Below are 15,061 nucleotides of genomic sequence, written 5' to 3' on the forward strand. Positions count from 1 at the left end.
AAGGAAGCCGACGGCTATCGCTGCCCTGAAGGTCAACTACTCGGCTATGCCACCACCGGCCGCAACGGCTACCGGCACTACCGGTCCGACCCGGCACAGTGCAGGACCTGTCCGCTGCTGGCCTCCTGCACGTCGAACGCCAAGGCGGTCCGCACCATCACCCTGCATGTGTGGGCGGACGCCCGCGAACGGACGGACAGTTACCGCAAAACGGCGTGGGGCAAGGCGATCTACAAGCGACGCAAGGAGACGGTGGAGCGCTCGTTTGCCGACGCCAAACAGCTGCACGGGCACCGTTATGCGCGCTTGCGGGGGCTGATGAAGGTGACCTGGCAATGTCTGCTGGCGGCGGCCAGCCAGAACATAAAGAAGATCGCGCTGGCGCTCACCCGCCAGCCACGCCTGGCGGGGGCATGAGGCCCTCTCGCCCCTTCATTATCTTCACTTCGTCAGGCACCGGCAGCGCCCCCGCGCTCTGTCATCCCGCCCAAACGAAAAACCCGCCAAAAAATCGGCGGGTTTGTCAGTGGTCTGAGGGCGCGGAGAAATCCGCGCCCTTTTCCTTTCGAGAATGTGACTACATCCGGGCCCGCCAACCTATCGCGGCTGGAAAGATTTGGTTAACCATAAGTCTTTACCAGTTGCCGCAAAGGAATGGAGGGGACGGATGGCAATTTCACGCAGAGGTTTCTTGATCGGGCTGCCGCTGTTTGCGGCTGGCTGCTCGGTTACCGAGTACAGTGCCGATATTCGAAACTATGCTGCGGTTCCGCACCCGCAATTCCCGCTCGCGGCTCTTTCGCCCGAGAAGATCAAGCCTGAACTTCGCCGCCGCGTCGTTGACTACAAGACGAGCCACAAGGCCGGTACCATCGTCGTCAACACCCCGGAACGCCGCCTTTACTACGTGTTGGGCGACGGCAAGGCGATGCGTTACGGCATTGGCGTCGGCCGCGAGGGCCTCGCGCTGAGTGGCAATGCCTATGTCGGCCGCAAGGCCGAGTGGCCGAGCTGGACGCCGACCGGCAATATGATCGCGCGCGACCCGCGCAATCGCCAGTACGCCGGCGGTCTGCCGGGTGGCCTCAACAATCCGCTTGGCGCCCGCGCGCTCTATCTCTACCGCGGCGGCAGGGACACGATGTTCCGCATCCACGGCACCAACCAGCCGAATTCCATCGGTCTTGCCGTATCGAGCGGTTGCGTGCGCATGCTCAACCACGACGTTATCGACCTCTACGAGCGCGTGGCTGTTGGCACGAACGTGGTGGTCATCCAGGCCTGAGACGACCCTTCGCTTGTCTTCACCGCCGGGTCCCGGTAGCAAGGGCTATTCGGGACAACCGGCGTGAAGGCGTGACACATGCGACTGGGCGGAAGACTTGCGGCAGCCATCGAGGTTCTGGGCGACATCGAGAGCCGCCACCGCCCGGCAGCTGACGCGCTAAAGGACTGGGGCCAGTCCCACCGCTTCGCCGGCTCCGGCGACCGCGCCGTAATCGGTAACATCGTCTACGACGCGCTGCGCAGAAAGCGCTCCGCCGCCTGGCTGTTCGATTCCAACGAGCCGCGCGCACTCGCAATCGGCGCGCTCATGCTCCAGTGGGGCATGAGCGCCGATGAGGTGAACGCGACCCTTGACGGCGACCGCTTCGCGCCCGAGCCGCTGAGCGCGGCAGAGCTCTCCGCCATTGCCTCCCGCAACCTTGCCGATGCGCCTGCGGCGGTCCAGGCCGACTGCCCGGACTGGTGCGCGCCGCTCGCTGAGGAAGCATTTGGCGACGAGTGGATTTCGGAACTGCAGGCGCTTTCGGGCCGCCCGCCGCTCGACCTTCGAGTCAACACGCTGCATTCCTCGCGCGAGCAGGTGCTTGAAGCGCTGGCGGACGCCGGCGCTGCTCCTGCCGATTATCCTCCCGATGCTGTTCGCATTCCGCCGATTGACGGCGACGGCCGACACCCGAACGTCCAGGCGTCCGATGCATTCAAGGAAGGCTGGTTCGAGGTGCAGGACGTTGGCTCGCAGATGGTCGCCGCCATGGCTGGCGTAACGCAGGGCATGCAGGTGCTCGACTACTGCGCCGGTGCGGGTGGCAAGACGCTCGCGCTGTCGGCCGCGATGAAGAACACCGGCCAGATCTTCGCGCACGATGCCGAGCGCCAGCGTCTCAATCCGATCTTCGAGCGCCTGCGCCGCGCGGGCTGCCGCAATGTCCAGGCGGTTGCCGGCGAAGAGGGCTTGCGTCCGCTAGAAGGCCAGATGGATCTCGTGCTGGTCGATGCGCCTTGCACGGGCTCCGGCACCTGGCGCCGACGCCCTGACGCAAAATGGCGGCTCACCGAGAAGCAGCTCGAAACGCGCGTCGGCGAGCAGACGGCGATCCTTGAGGACGTGAAGCGGTTCCGGAAGCCCGGCGGCAGGATCGTCTACATCACCTGCTCGTTCCTCCCGCAGGAAAACAGCCACCGCATCGCCGGCTTCATCGAAGCCAACCCCGAGTTCGAGGTCATCTCGCCGGAAAAGCTCTGGCAGGACACGTTCGGCGCGAGCCTCGACAGGGCCCGGTTCGGCACGCATGGCGTGACGCTCAGCCCCGCGCGCACCGCAACTGACGGCTTCTTCTTCTCGGCGCTGCAACGGAAGGCCTGACAGGAACCATGCGACCCCGGCTCCGTTCTACCGGAGCTTGCATTTGAAGGGGTCACATGAAACGCATTCTTCCGATCATTCTGTTTCTCATCCTCGTCGTCGGCGGTGGCTGGCTCATCGGCATGGAGACCGCGCCGGGCGAATGGTACGAGTCGCTGAACAAGCCTGCCTTCAACCCGCCGGGATGGCTGTTCGGGCCGGTCTGGTCGATCCTCTATATCCTGATTGCCATCGCCGGCTGGCGCACCTGGATACGCCGCGACACGCATGGCGCGATGACGATCTGGTGGGTGCAGCTTGCGCTTAACTTCCTCTGGTCGCCGCTGTTCTTCTCGCTGCAGTCGCCGGTTGCGGCACTTGTCGTCATCATCGCGCTGCTGCTTTCAATCATCCTGTTCATGCGCACGGTGTGGAACGAAGACCGCGTCGCTGCCTGGCTATTCGCGCCCTATCTTGCGTGGGTCGCCTTCGCGACGCTGCTCAATGCGTCGATCGTCGTTCTGAACTGACTTTCCCGCACTGCACAAATCTGCGATTGCTAATCCCTGGCGTTCTGGAAGGGAGCAGGGATCTGGATGTCAGTCAGGTTTGAGCCTTTCGGCGACTATGAATCGCGCGTGCGGGCTTCCTATGCCCGCCAGAAGATCATGGGTGCCATTGGCGCGGAGCTTACGCGGGTCGAGGCGGGCACCGTCGAGATCGAGATGGACTATCGTCCGGAGCTGACCCAGCAGCACGGTTTCCTGCATGCGGGCATCATCTCGACGGCGCTGGATTCGGCCTGCGGCTACGCGGCCTATTCGCTGATGCCGGAAGACGCGGCGGTCCTCACCATCGAGTTCAAGGTGAACCTGTTGTCGCCCGGCCGCGGCACCCGCTTCCTGTTCCGCGGCTCGGTGACCAAGCCCGGCCGGACCATCATCGTCGCCGATGGCCAGGCCTATGCATATGACGCCGACGGCGACGCCAAGCTGATTGCAACCATGACCGCGACTATCATGGCCGTGAGCGGACGAGATGACATTGCCGGTTGAACCCGTCACCAGCCTCGGCGGCAGGCGCGTCCTGTTCGTCATGGCTGCCGAGCCCGAATATGGCCCGCACCTCAAGGCCCGCTTCCAGCCGCTGATGACCGGCGTCGGCCCGGTCGAGTCGGCAATCGTCGTTTCGGCGGCGCTGACGCGGCTCGAGGCGAAGGCCAGCGTGCCCGATCTCGTCGTCTCGCTGGGCTCGGCCGGAAGCCGGGTACTCGAACAGGCGGAGGTCTATCAGGTCGCCTCGGTTTCCTACCGCGACATGGATGCTTCGGCCCTCGGCTTCCCGAAGGGACAGACGCCGTTCCTCGATCTGCCGGTGACGATCGAGCTGTCACACCGGATCGACGGCATACCCGCCGCGAGCCTGTCGACGGGAGCGAACATCGTTTCGGGCGCAGCATATGACCGCATCGACGCCGAGATGGTCGATATGGAGACCTTCGCGGTGCTGCGCGCCTGCCAGCGCTTCAACGTTCCGCTGATCGGCCTGCGCGGCATCTCGGACGGGGCGGAGGAGCTGCGCCATGTCAGCGACTGGACCGAGTATCTGCACGTCATCGACGAAAAGCTCGCAAATGCGGTGGATATGCTCGCCATTCAGCTGGAACAGGGCAGCCTTGCATTCTGACAGCTTGCACAATCGCTCCAGTTTCTTTATGCGCTCGCCATGAACTCCACCGCTCATCCCGACACAATCCTTATCATCGATTTCGGCAGCCAGGTGACGCAGCTCATTGCGCGCCGGGTACGCGAGGCTGGCGTTTATTCCGAGATCGTCCCGTTCCAGAATGCCGAAGATGCGTTCCATCGCATCCAGCCGAAGGCGGTGATCCTGTCGGGCAGCCCGGCATCGACCATCGACATCGGCAGCCCGCGCGCGCCGCAGGTGGTGTTCGAGGCCGGCATTCCGGTCCTTGGCATCTGCTATGGCGAGCAGACCATGTGCGCCCAGCTGGGCGGCAAGGTCGAAGCCGGCCATCACCGCGAGTTCGGCCGCGCCTTCCTGGAGATCCAGGAAGACAGCCCGCTGTTTGAAGGCATCTGGGCGAAAGGCACCCGTCACCAGGTGTGGATGAGCCACGGCGACCGCGTCACCGCGCTCCCGGAAGGTTTCAAGGTCATTGGCACCTCGACCGGCGCGCCGTTCGCGGCCATCGCGGACGAGAAGCGCCGCTTCTACGCGGTCCAGTTCCACCCGGAAGTCGTGCACACGCCGGACGGCGCGAAGCTGCTGTCGAACTTCGTCCACCGTATCGCCGGCCTTGCCGGCGACTGGACGATGGCTGCCTATCGCGAGCAGGCGATCGAAGCGATCCGCAAGCAGGTCGGCGATGGCCGCGTGATCTGCGCCCTTTCGGGCGGCGTCGACTCCTCCGTTGCAGCCGTCCTGATCCACGAGGCGATCGGTGATCGCCTGACCTGTATTTTCGTCGACCACGGCCTGATGCGTAAGGGCGAGGGCGAGCAGGTCGTCTCCATGTACCGCGAGCACTACAATATCCCGCTGGTGCATGTGCAGGCGCAGGACCTGTTCCTGTCGCAGCTCGAGGGTGTCTCCGACCCCGAGGTCAAGCGCAAGACGATTGGCCGCCTGTTCATCGAAGTGTTCGAGGAAGAGGCCAGGAAGCTGGCGGATGCCGGCAAGCCGGCCGACTTCCTGGCTCAGGGCACGCTCTATCCGGACGTCATCGAGAGCGTCTCCTTCACCGGCGGCCCTTCGGTAACGATCAAGTCGCACCACAATGTCGGCGGCCTGCCCGAGCGCATGAAGATGAAGCTCGTCGAGCCGCTGCGCGAACTGTTCAAGGACGAGGTCCGCGCGCTCGGCAAGGAACTCGGCCTGCCGGATCACTTCATCGAGCGCCACCCGTTCCCGGGTCCGGGCCTCGCCATCCGCTGCCCGGGCGTCATCACCCGCGAGAAGCTGGAGATCCTGCGCGAGGCGGATGCGATCTACCTCGATGAGATCCGCAAGGCTGGCCTCTACAACACCATCTGGCAGGCGTTCGCCGTGCTGCTTCCGGTCCAGACCGTAGGCGTGATGGGCGACGGCCGCACCTACGAGTTCGTCTGCGCCCTGCGCGCGGTGACCTCGGTCGACGGCATGACCGCCGACTTCTACCACTTCGACATGGAATTCCTCGGCCGCGCCGCGACCCGCATCATCAACGAGGTGCGCGGCATCAACCGTGTCGTCTACGACGTCACGTCGAAGCCGCCCGGGACCATCGAGTGGGAGTAATCCCGGTCATCGGGATTCTCTGAACGGAATTCTGGCAGCCGCTTCGGACAGATGCGGCTGCCGGCCCGGCGCTGCTCACATCGTCGCGCCGACCTGCCAGGGCACGAACTCGCTGTCGCCGTAGCCCAGCTCTTCCGACCGGGTCCTTGCACCCGATGCGACGCGAATGATCTCCTCGAAAATCTGACGGCCTTTTTCCTCGTGGCTCACGCCATCGAGGATGTCGCCGCAGTTGATGTCGATGTCGTCACGCATCTGCTCGTAGAGGAAATTGTTGGTCGAAAGCTTGATCGACGGCGTCGGCTTGCAGCCGAAGGCCGAGCCGCGGCCGGTGGTGAAGCAGAGGATGTTGGCGCCGCCAGCGACCTGCCCGGTCGCCGAGACCGGGTCGTAGCCGGGCGTGTCCATGAAGACGAGCCCGCGCTGCGTGACGGCTTCCGCGTATTCGAACACGCCCATCAGATTGGTCGAGCCGCCCTTGGCGGCCGCGCCGAGCGACTTTTCGAGGATCGTCGTCAATCCGCCGGCCTTGTTGCCCGGGGAGGGGTTGTTGTCCATGCGCATGTTGTTGCGGGCCGTGTAGTCTTCCCACCAGCGGATGCGCAACACGAGTTTTTGGCCGATTTCGGTCGTTTCCGCGCGCCGCGTCAGAAGGTGTTCGGCGCCGTAGATTTCCGGTGTCTCGGACAGGATCGCCGTGCCGCCCTGCGCGACGAGAAGGTCGACTGCGACGCCGAGGGCCGGATTGGCGGTAATGCCCGAATATCCGTCTGAGCCGCCGCACTGGAGCGCGAGCATTAGTTCGGAAGCCGGTGCGTCTTCGCGCTTTACGTCGTTGACGGCAGGCAGCATGTCGATGATCGCCTGCACGCCCTTTTCCACCGTCTTGCGCGTGCCGCCGGTCTCCTGGATGACGAGGGTGCGGAAGGTGGTGCTTTCCTCGATGCCGTAGGCCTCCTTCCAGCGCGGGATCTGGAACCCCTCGCAGCCGAGGCCGACCATCAGCACGCCGCCGACATTGGGGTTGGTGGCGTAGCCCCACTGCGTGCGTTTCAAGAGTTCGTAGTCCTGGCCCTGGTGGTCGATGGCGCAGCCGGTGCCGTGCACCAGCGAGATCACGCCGTCGATATTGGGATAATCCTTGAGGACGCCGCTGCGCTCGACCTCGCCGGCAATGTGCCGCGCGGCGGTGGCCGAGCAGTTCACGGAGGTGAGCACCGCGATGTAGTTGCGCGTGCCCCACTTGCCGTTCGCTCGGCGGTAGCCGCGGAAGGTCCTGAGTTCCGAGGTTGGCGCGCGGTTGGTCAGCCTGCGACCCCGGCTGAACTGGTAGTCGCGGGCAAAATCGTGCAGGCCGACATTGTGCTCGTGCACCCATTCCCCCGGCGCGATCGGCTGCGAGCCAAAGCCGATGATTTGGCCGTACTTCACGATCTCTGCGCCCTCGGGGATGGCGACAAGCGCCATCTTGTGGCCGCGTGGGATGCGCTGCGTGGCGGCGATGCCCTGTACCTCGTCGCCGGCCGCGCACGCCTCGATCAGAACGGCGACATTGTCACTGGCGTGCAGTTTCATCGAGCGGGGCATGGCGCCTTTCCGGGTTACGATGATTTCAGGAAGTCGGCGCGGTGTGGCGTGAAATTGTCGATCAGCCGCCCCTTGGTCAGCGCCTTCACGCCGTGCTCGATGCCGGATGGGACGATGTAGCTGTCGCCGGCGCTGAGCGTTTCGGTGCGCCCGTCGATCGTCACCTCGAAGGTGCCTTCGACGACGTAGCTCGACTGCACGTGCGGGTGCGAATGCATCCAGCCGACGCCTCCTTGTTCGAAGGCGAACTCGACCATCATCAACTCGTCCGTGTAGCAGACGATCCGCCGCCGGTTGCCGTCCGGCGTGTCTTCCCAGACGCCGTCGGCGGCCCGCACGAAGATGTCGGTGCTTTTCGTCATCGCTACCTCGCCAGCCAGCCGCCATCGACCGGGATCACCGCGCCGTGCATGTAGTTGGATGCGGGTGCCAGCAGGAACACGGCTGCGTGGCCGATGTCGTCCGGCACGCCCCAACGGCCCGCCGGGATTCGCTCGAGGATTGCCTTCGAACGGGCGGGGTCGTTGCGCAGCGCCTCGGTGTTGTTGGTCTCGATATATCCCGGCGCGATCGCGTTCACGTTGACGCCCTTCGCCGCCCATTCGTTGGCGAGCAAGCGCGTGAGGCCGAGCACGCCGTGCTTGGATGCCGTGTAGGACGGCACGCGAATGCCGCCCTGGAAGGAGAGGAGCGAGGCGATGTTGACGATTCGACCCGGCCGGCCCGCCTCGATGCAGGCCTTGCCGTAGGCCTGGCTCAGGAAGAACAGCGACTTCAGGTTGACGTTCATCACCTCGTCCCAGTCGTCCTCGGTGAAGTCGATCGCGTCGGCGCGGCGGATGATGCCGGCATTGTTGACGAGGCCGTCGAGCGGCCCCTTCGCCATGATGACCTGAAGCAGCTTCACCGCTGCCTTCGTGTCGCTGATGTCGACCTTCTCGGCCTCGAAGGCAACGCCCTGCGCCTCGACCAGCCGCTGCGTCTCGTCCATCGACGAGCGGCCAATTCCGACGACTGAGCCACCGGCGCGGGCGATCGCGACGGCGATTCCCTGACCGATGCCGGTGTTGGCGCCGGTCACAGCAATGCGCTTGCCCTCCAGGCTGAAGGCGGAAAGGTCGGTCATCGCATGTCCCCCAGCGCCACCGGGTCTACGTCAGTGTAGTCGACATTGTCGCCCGCCATCGCCCAGATGAAGGCGTAGTTGGACGTGCCGCAGCCGGAATGTATCGACCATGCCGGCGACAGCACGGCCTCCTCGTTAGCCATGATGATGTGGCGCGTCTCGGTGGGCTCGCCCATGAAGTGGAACACGCGCGCCGCCTCGTCGAGGTCGAAGTAGAGGTACGCCTCCATGCGCCGGTCGTGGACGTGCGCGGGCATCGTGTTCCAGACCGAGCCCTTCGCAAGTTGCGTCATGCCGACGACCAGCTGACAGGTTTCGATCGTGGTCGTGAACTGGAAGATTGAGCGCTCGTTGGAGGTTTCCTGCGAGCCGAGGTCAAGGCGCTTCGCGCTGTCTATGGTGATGCGGCGCGTGGGATAAGAATGATGCGCCGGCGCCGACAGCAGGTAGAATTTTGCCGGCCTTGCCGGATCGTCCGACGCGAAGGTCACCTCCTGCCCGCGCCCGACATAGATCATGTCCCGCGCACCGAGCTGGTGTGATTCGCCTCTCGCCGTCACCGTGCCGCTGCCGCCGATGTTGACCGCGACCATCTCGCGCCGCTCGAGGAAGCTCGCGGTGCCGCAAGGCTTGATCGTTTCGAGGGGCAGAGGAGTGCTGCCCGGCATCGCCCCGCCGACGATCATGCGGTCATAGTGGGTGTAGACGAGCTTGACCGTGTCCTGCACGAACAGGTTGCCGATGTGGAAATTACGGCGCAGGTCTTCCGTGCCCATTGCGGCAGCCGCGACCGGATCGATGGCGAATCTGGAGCTGAATTCTGTCGGCATGTCTCTCTTTCGATTGTCACTCAGAAGCTGCGGATGCGGGCAGCGGGTGGGGGAGCCGGGGCGTAATTTTCCTGCTGGCCGCTGAGGCGGGCCCGGTAGCGGTCGCGTGCGGCCAGGAGATGCGCGCGCATCGCCGCCCGCGCCGCTTCGGAATCACCGGCTGAGATGGCCTGCAGGATGCGAAGGTGCTCCATCTGCAATCCGGTCAGGTACTCGTAGGAAAGCACCTCAACTGAATACCAGGGCGAGTTGCGGTCGCACGGAATGGTGCGGTCGCCGAGCGCGTCGAGGATCTCGACATAGAACGGGTTGTTGGTGGCCGCAGCGATCTCGCGGTGGAAGGCAAAGTCCGCCTTGCCGGTCGGCTGGCCGGCCTGCAGGAGGCGCTCGAACTCGAAGAAGGCTTCCTGGATGCGTGCCTCCTGCGAGGGGTTGCGCCGCTGGGCGGCGAGCCCCGCGCTCTCGATCTCGATGCCCATGCGCACTTCGAGCACATTTATCGCCTGGCTGATCTTGTAGCCGGCATCGGCCGCCATCGCTTCGAGCTTGCGGGTCGGGTGATCGCGCACGAAGACGCCCGAGCCGTGCCGTGGCTCGACCAGCCCGTCCGCCGCAAGTGCCGCCACCGCCTCGCGGATGACGGTGCGGCTGACACCGAAGAGCTGCGTCATGCGGGTCTCTGACGGCAGCTTGTCGCCGACGCGAAAGTCGCCGCCGAGGATCTGCTCGCGCAGTGTCTGGGCAACGTTCTCCGAAAGCTTCGGTTTGCGTCTTCCCGTCAGTTCGCGGACATCCTCGGCCATCATGCTTTCCTTACTTGAACACGCCCGGCAGCCAGAGCGACAGCGCGGGGATATAGGTCACAAGCAGGAGTACCGCGATTCCGGCGCTGTAGAAGGGCCAGATGGACCGCATCGCTTCCCAGACGGATATCTTGCCGACCGCGCAGGCAACGAACTGCACGCCTCCGACAGGCGGGGTGTTGAGCCCGATGCCGTAGTTAAGGATCATGATGACACCGAAGTGGACCGGGTCGATGCCGTAGGCGGTGGCAATCGGCAGGAAGATCGGCGTGGTGATGATGATGGTCGGCCCCATGTCCATGAATGTGCCGAGGATCAGCATGATCACGTTGAGGAGCAGCAGGATCATGATCGGGTTGTCGGAGAGCGTCTGCATCCAGCCAACCAGCGTTGCCGGCACGCGCAGGAATGCCATAAGCCAGGAGAACGAGGCCGCGCAGCCGATGATGAGCAGCACCATCGCCGTGGTGCGCACCGCGCCCATCGTGGCGTGGACGAAGTCGTTCCACGACAGCTGGCGGTAGACGAAAATTGTGACCAGCAGCGCGTAGATGACGGCGATGCAGGAGCTTTCCGTTGCGGTGAAGATGCCGGAGCGCACGCCGCCGAATATGATGGCGATGAGCAGCAGGCCGGGCAGCGCGACGGCAAGCAACTGCACCGCAATGGTGAAGCCGGGGAATTTCTCCGTCGGATAGCCGCGCTTGCGGGCGACGAAATAGGCCGTCAGCATCAGCGCCGCAGCAAACATCAGGCCGGGAATGATGCCGGCGGTGAAGAGGTCTGCAATCGAAATCTTTCCGCCCGCCGAGATCGAGTAGATGATCATGTTGTGCGACGGCGGCAGCAGCAGTGCGATAAGCGCCGCCATGGAGGTAACGTTCACCGCATAGTCGGCACCATAGCCGCGCGCCTTCATCTGCGGGATCATCAGGCCGCCGACGGCCGCTGCCTCCGCCACCGCCGAACCTGAAATGCCTCCGAACAGCGTCGAGGTGACGATGTTGACCTGGCCGAGGCCGCCGCGCAGGTGGCCGACGAGTGCCGCCGCGAAGGCAACGATGCGTCCGGCTATGCCGCCGCGCACCATCAGGTCACCGGAATAGATGAAGAAAGGGATGGCGAGCATCGAAAAGACGCTCATGCCGGAATTCATGCGCTGGAAGACCACGACCGGGTTGAGGCCGATATAGGCGACCGTGGCAAAGCTCGCGACGCCGAGGCAGAACGCGATGGGGGTGCCCACGAGCATCAGCAGGACGAAGGTGCCGAAGAGGATCCAGAGTTCCATGGATCAGTCCCTCCTTGCCGTTGCCAGGCCGCCGTCAGGCGCCAGGCCGGCTGCGTCGCCGCGCACGTCATCGATGTTTTCGAGTTCTACCGCGACTTCGGAGGGGGCGATGTCGTCCAGCACCTCATCGACTGGCCGGCCGCGCACGCGAAGGACGATGCGCTCCAGCGCAAACAGGATGACAAGGACGCCGCCGACAACGAGCGGAGCGTAGTCCCAGCCGCCCGAGATGCCGAGCGCGGGCATGGTGGTGTTTGCTGTGAGCCGCACGAGGCCGATGCCGTACCAGACCATGCCGATGCCGAAGGCGAAGATCACGAGGTCCGAGATCATCCGCAGCCATTTCTTGGCGGACGGCGGCAGCATGTAGAGCAGGACGTCGAAGCCGAGATGGTTGTTCTCCCGGACGCCGACCGCGGCGCCGAGGAAGATGAACCAGCTCATCAGCATCACCGCGCCGGGCTCGGTCCAGCTTGGAGAGTCGTTGAGGACGTAGCGGCAAAACACCTGCCAGGCGACCATGCCGGTCATTACGACGAGGCCGAAGCCGGCGAGGTAGAGCGCCAGCGTGTTTACCTTCGTCAGCAGCGGTGCGGCCGTATTCTGTTCAATGCGCATCGGATCTCCACACGGATGGTGGGGTCTCGCCGGCGCGCTCGGTGCGCAGCCGGCGAGACGCGGCTGCTACTGAACGGCCTGCACGTCGGCGACGAGCTTCTTCAGGACCTCGTCGGTGATGTGCTTGTCGTAGACCGGCTTCATCGCGTCGATGAAGCCTTGCTTGTCGACCTCGTTGATCTCCACGCCCGCCTTTTCCACGATCGCGCGCGACTCCGCGCTCTTGGCCGACCACAGCTCGCGCTGCTTGGCGACGCTCTCCTTGGCGGCCTGCTTGAAGATCTCCTGATCCTCAGGCGTGAGCTTGTCCCAGGCGTCCTTGTTCATCACGAACACTTCCGGAAGGATCGTGTGCTCGTCGAGCGAGTAGTATTTCGCGACCTCGAAGTGCTTCGCGGTGTCGTAGCTTGGGAAGTTGTTTTCCGCGCCGTCGATGACGCCGGTCTCGATCGACGAGTAGACCTCGCCATAAGGCATCGGCGTCGCGTTTGCGCCGAGCGCGGCGGTCATGTCGACGAAGATGTCCGACTGGATGACGCGGAACTTGAGGCCCTTCATGTCCTCGACCGTCTTGATCGGCCGCTTGGAGTTGTAGAACGAGCGCGAACCCGCGTCGTAGAAGGCGAGCACGACGAGGCCGGCCGGCTCGAACGCGGCCTTGATCTGGTCGCCGATCGGGCCGTCCATGACCTTGTGCATGTGCTCTTCGCTGCGGAAGATGTACGGCAGCGCCGGGACGATCGATTCCTTCACTGTGCCGTTGAACGGGGCCATCGACACGCGGTTCAGCTCGATCACGCCGGAGCGGACCTGCTCGATCGTGTCCTTTTCCTCGCCGAGCTGCGCCGAATGGTAGACCTCGACCTCATAGCGGCCGTCGGTGCGCTCCTTCACCAGCTGGCCGAAATACTTCACGCCTTCAACGGTCGGGTAGCCGTCCGGATGGGTGTCCGAGGACTTCAGCACGGTCTGCGCGGCAGCCGTGCCGAGCGAGATGAGTGAGGCGATCGCCACTCCTGCCAGCAGTTTGCTCACATGCAACATTGGTATCCTCCCAGTGGTTGAGCCATCGGCTCGGTGCTTGCTCAGATTTCCGCAGCAATGCCCGGCGAAGATCTCGTTGGGGTGACGAAAGTCGCTCACAGGTCAGGGCTCGCAGCCGCTGGTTCCTGTGCCATTTCCGTCATGGATATTCTTGAGACGAGCTCGGCTCGGGCAGTTCCTCCTTCTGCAGGGAAATTGGTATGACTCCACAAAAAACATGTCAACATACATGTTTCACATAGTTGTATGATGAATTAGTCTTAAACCCTGTACTTGAAGATCTTGCGCCGCGCGGGGAGTTCTGTTCGCGGCGAAGCGCAGGTGTTCCGGAAGACGAGGGGAATTGCAGTGAAGCGAGTGGGTGTGATCGGTCTGGGAATGGCGGCAGCGCCGCATGCGCTGAGCCTTGCTGACCTTAAGGATCGCGTTGAGGTTGCCGGCGTCTACAGTCCGAGCGTCGAGCGCCGGGCGGCGTTTGGCCAGCGCTTCGGCCTGCCGGTCGTGGACAGAGCCGACGGACTGTTCGACGATCCGTCGGTCGACTATCTCGTGCTGCTGACCCCTCCCAACACGCATCTCGAACTCGTCCAGCGCGCGGTGAATGCGGACAAGCACGTCCTGCTCGAAAAGCCGCTGGAGGTGTCGCTCGAGCGCTCGCGCCAGCTGGTGGGCATCGCGGAGCAGGCGGGCATTCGCCTCGGCGTCGTGCTGCAGCGGCGGTTCCGTAAGTGCATCACCGAGCTGAAGGCGATGCTCGACCGGGGCGAGCTCGGCGAGATTTCCTCCGTCTCGGCGAAGCTGAGCAACTGGCGCCCGCAGACCTACTATGACGAGCCGGGACGTGGCACGCTTGCCCGCGACGGTGGCGGAGTGCTGCTCACCCAGGCGATTCACACCATCGACCAGATGATCGCGCTCGCCGGGCTGCCCGACCAGGTGGCGGGCCTGGCGGTCACCAGCGGGGTTCACCGGATGGAGACGGAAGACCTTGTCCACGCTATGCTGCGCTATCCGAACGGTGCTATCGGCACGCTGAGCGCGACCACGGCTGCTTTCCCCGGCTTTCCCGATGTCATCGAAATCATCGGCACGACCGGCACCGCGCGGCTGGAGGGTGATTGCGGTCAGGTGTTCCTGATGGACGGTCGAACCATCGAGCTTGCCGACGAGGCAGGTGACGGCGGGACCGGCGCGGACCCGATGGCTTTCTCACACCACAACCACCGCTCGGTGCACACGGACTTCCTCGATGCACTTGATACCGGCCGCCCGCCGAAGGTGTCGGGCGTCGAGGCGCTTAAGGCGCATCTGCTGATCGATGCCGTGTTGCGCTCGGCCCGCGAAGGGCAGTTCGTGCCCTGTGTGCCGAAGAAGGTGGCCTAACGGAATTCCGCTGGGAAATGCGACCTAGCCCGGTGCAATCCTGCCGGGCAGCCGCTATCAGGAAACATCACAATCTGGACCAGCGGCTATGAGCGTCACGATCTACGGCATCAAGAACTGCGACACGATGAAGAAGGCCTTCACCTGGCTGCAGAACAATGGCGTCGACTACGCCTTCCACGACTACAAGTCGAAGGGCGTTGCGCGCGAGCAGCTTGAGCGGTGGTGCGCCGCCGCCGGCTGGGAGAAGGTGCTGAACAAGGCCGGCACGACCTTCAAGAAGCTGCCGGACGAGAAGAAGGCGCATCTCGACGAGGCGAAGGCCATCGAGCTGATGCTGGCGCAGCCGTCGATGATCAAGCGCCCGGTTCTCGAAAAGGACGGCGCGATCAAGATAGGCTTCAAGCCGGAGCAGTACGCGGCGCTGTTCGGAACGGCAGCCTGAGTCCG

17 protein-coding genes are annotated in these 15,061 nt (G+C 64.2%); 9 read left to right on the plus strand and 8 right to left on the minus strand.

The window, feature by feature from the left end; translation table 11 throughout:
• The 7 genes from L630_RS21295 to guaA form a co-directional block, all read left to right on the plus strand.
• A partial coding sequence (locus L630_RS21295; protein ID WP_024849578.1) for a transposase occupies positions 1–417 on the plus strand: 417 nt, incomplete at its 5' end.
• A gap of 250 nt (positions 418–667) precedes the next feature.
• Complete coding sequence (locus L630_RS0110150) at positions 668–1,285, plus strand: L,D-transpeptidase (protein WP_024848144.1); 618 nt, start codon at positions 668–670, stop codon at positions 1,283–1,285.
• Positions 1,286–1,363: 78 nt separating this feature from the next.
• Entirely contained in the window at positions 1,364–2,650 is a 1,287-nt protein-coding gene (locus tag L630_RS0110155; RefSeq protein ID WP_024848145.1) for an RsmB/NOP family class I SAM-dependent RNA methyltransferase, read from the plus strand.
• Between the two features lie 56 nt (positions 2,651–2,706).
• Positions 2,707–3,159, plus strand: a complete 453-nt coding sequence (locus tag L630_RS0110160) for a TspO/MBR family protein (RefSeq protein WP_024848146.1) — start codon at positions 2,707–2,709, stop codon at positions 3,157–3,159.
• Between the two features lie 66 nt (positions 3,160–3,225).
• The gene (locus L630_RS0110165; protein ID WP_024848147.1) at positions 3,226–3,684 is read left to right on the plus strand and encodes a PaaI family thioesterase; all 459 of its coding nucleotides are present in this window, start codon (positions 3,226–3,228) and stop codon (positions 3,682–3,684) included.
• Positions 3,668–4,315 (plus strand): 5'-methylthioadenosine/S-adenosylhomocysteine nucleosidase, encoded by a 648-nt coding sequence (locus L630_RS0110170; RefSeq protein ID WP_024848148.1) that lies wholly within the window; start codon positions 3,668–3,670, stop codon positions 4,313–4,315. The genes L630_RS0110165 and L630_RS0110170 overlap by 17 nt, the downstream gene beginning before the upstream one ends.
• 39 nt (positions 4,316–4,354) lie before the next feature.
• On the plus strand, positions 4,355–5,929 hold the full coding sequence (gene guaA, locus L630_RS0110175; protein WP_024848149.1) for a glutamine-hydrolyzing GMP synthase: 1,575 nt from the start codon (positions 4,355–4,357) through the stop codon (positions 5,927–5,929).
• Positions 5,930–6,004: 75 nt separating this feature from the next.
• On the opposite strand, the gene L630_RS0110180 is transcribed toward guaA, so the two are convergent.
• The 8 genes from L630_RS0110180 to L630_RS0110215 all read right to left on the minus strand — a co-directional run bounded on the left by L630_RS0110180 (position 6,005) and on the right by L630_RS0110215 (position 13,228).
• A complete protein-coding gene (locus L630_RS0110180) occupies positions 6,005–7,516 on the minus strand; it encodes an altronate dehydratase family protein (RefSeq protein ID WP_024848150.1) in 1,512 nt (503 codons plus the stop codon).
• 14 nt (positions 7,517–7,530) lie between these two features.
• Positions 7,531–7,878 (minus strand): cupin domain-containing protein, encoded by a 348-nt coding sequence (locus L630_RS0110185; RefSeq protein ID WP_024848151.1) that lies wholly within the window; start codon positions 7,876–7,878, stop codon positions 7,531–7,533.
• A gap of 2 nt (positions 7,879–7,880) precedes the next feature.
• Entirely contained in the window at positions 7,881–8,642 is a 762-nt protein-coding gene (kduD, locus tag L630_RS0110190; RefSeq protein ID WP_024848152.1) for a 2-dehydro-3-deoxy-D-gluconate 5-dehydrogenase KduD, read from the minus strand.
• Positions 8,639–9,472, minus strand: coding sequence for a 5-dehydro-4-deoxy-D-glucuronate isomerase (kduI, locus tag L630_RS0110195; protein ID WP_024848153.1), 834 nt, complete (start codon positions 9,470–9,472; stop codon positions 8,639–8,641). Before kduI ends, kduD begins: the two co-directional genes overlap by 4 nt.
• A gap of 20 nt (positions 9,473–9,492) precedes the next feature.
• Positions 9,493–10,275, minus strand: a complete 783-nt coding sequence (locus L630_RS0110200) for a FadR/GntR family transcriptional regulator (protein WP_034329921.1) — start codon at positions 10,273–10,275, stop codon at positions 9,493–9,495.
• A 10-nt stretch (positions 10,276–10,285) separates the two neighbouring features.
• Positions 10,286–11,566: a TRAP transporter large permease gene (locus L630_RS0110205; RefSeq protein ID WP_024848155.1), complete on the minus strand. Its 1,281-nt coding sequence runs from the start codon at positions 11,564–11,566 to the stop codon at positions 10,286–10,288.
• A gap of 3 nt (positions 11,567–11,569) precedes the next feature.
• A complete protein-coding gene (locus L630_RS0110210; protein ID WP_024848156.1) occupies positions 11,570–12,184 on the minus strand; it encodes a TRAP transporter small permease in 615 nt (204 codons plus the stop codon).
• Between the two features lie 66 nt (positions 12,185–12,250).
• Positions 12,251–13,228: a TRAP transporter substrate-binding protein gene (locus L630_RS0110215; protein ID WP_024848157.1), complete on the minus strand. Its 978-nt coding sequence runs from the start codon at positions 13,226–13,228 to the stop codon at positions 12,251–12,253.
• A gap of 342 nt (positions 13,229–13,570) precedes the next feature.
• On the opposite strand from L630_RS0110215, the gene L630_RS0110220 reads away from it, so the two are divergent.
• Both L630_RS0110220 and L630_RS0110225 read left to right on the plus strand, forming a co-directional pair.
• On the plus strand, positions 13,571–14,611 hold the full coding sequence (locus L630_RS0110220; RefSeq protein ID WP_034329948.1) for a Gfo/Idh/MocA family oxidoreductase: 1,041 nt from the start codon (positions 13,571–13,573) through the stop codon (positions 14,609–14,611).
• Positions 14,612–14,699: 88 nt separating this feature from the next.
• A complete protein-coding gene (locus L630_RS0110225) occupies positions 14,700–15,056 on the plus strand; it encodes an ArsC family reductase (RefSeq protein WP_024848159.1) in 357 nt (118 codons plus the stop codon).
• Positions 15,057–15,061: the final 5 nt, after the last annotated feature.

It is taken from the genome of Aminobacter sp. J41 (assembly GCF_000526635.1).
Classification (GTDB): Bacteria; Pseudomonadota; Alphaproteobacteria; order Rhizobiales; family Rhizobiaceae; genus Aerobium.